The 1,027-nt window shown below is 41.3% G+C and carries 1 protein-coding gene; it reads right to left on the bottom strand.

Features of this window, described 5'->3' with window-relative positions:
• Positions 1-13: 13 nt before the first annotated feature.
• The gene (locus F6K49_RS52760; protein ID WP_293111100.1) at positions 14-745 is read right to left on the bottom strand and encodes a response regulator transcription factor; all 732 of its coding nucleotides are present in this window, start codon (positions 743-745) and stop codon (positions 14-16) included.
• Between the last annotated feature and the right edge of the window lie 282 nt (positions 746-1,027).

Below are 1,027 nucleotides of genomic sequence, written 5' to 3'. Positions count from 1 at the left end.
CTATGGTATAATCTCAAATAACTAAGCCAGAGCGGAGGGCACGCACAGCTGCTTGGGTACGGTCATCCGCACAGAGTTTATTCAAGATATTTCGGACATGAGTTTTGACAGTTCCCACAGTGATATATAACCTTTCTGCAATCACAGCATTGCTGCAACCTTCTACAATCAACTGCAAAACCTCTAATTCCCTTTCCGTTAAAGGATAAGCTTCAATCATTTGATTGTATTCATTGGGAGCAGCATGGATAGCGATCGTTTCACTAGCGTCAGCATGCTGAGTATGTTTACTTGGTTTGATCTGCTCAAGTACAATTCTGGCAATGGCTGGATCAATCCAAGCATTACCTTCATAGGTCACTTTCAGAGCTTCTACCAATTGATCAAAAGTTATATTTTTCATGCAGTAAGAGTCAGCTCCAGCAGCGAAAGCTGCTAGTACGGCTTCTTCATCATCCTGCAAGGTCAGTACCATAATCTTGGTGGGGAAATCATCCTGTTTAGAATCATCCTGTTTAGCTTGAAACTCTTTGAATTGTCTAGTTAATTCAGTTCCATCCATGTCAGGAAGACCAATATCGACAATTCCGATATCTGGTCTAGATTCCGCGAGTAACTTTAGTCCTTCAGTAGCATTGGCTGCTTCGCCCACCAATTCAATTTCACCGTTTTGTTGGAGGGCTGTTCGCAGACCCATCCGAGTCAGATCATGGTCTTCAATGAGAGCCACACGAATTTTACCCATCATTAACGTCTAGGGGGGTGAGATTTATAGTTTATTGATTTTTAGAGTAACTTTGTAAAGTTTTGGTAAAAATCCTCATTATCTCCACCTATTGGTAGTTGTAGATATTTATGACTTTGGGATAGAGTTTCCAAAAGACCATCTCTTGGCAACGATCACTTAAAGTGAGCTGGAATGAAAGCATTTGTCAAAAACTATTACGGTATCAGATATAAAGTTCTTGAGAAGTTACAGGAGGTGCGACCCGTGGCGAATTTAATTCGCCAAGTAAGAGCGCACCTA

This window comes from Moorena sp. SIO3I6 (assembly GCF_010672095.1).
Note: the sequence above shows the minus strand (reverse complement) of the source record. Positions and strands in the feature narration are given on the sequence as shown.

Bases quoted from the DNA above. Each gene is read 5' to 3' on its own strand.
- F6K49_RS52760 (WP_293111100.1), bottom strand. From the start codon at position 745: ATGGGTAAAATTCGTGTGGCTCTCATTGAAGACCATGATCTGACTCGG.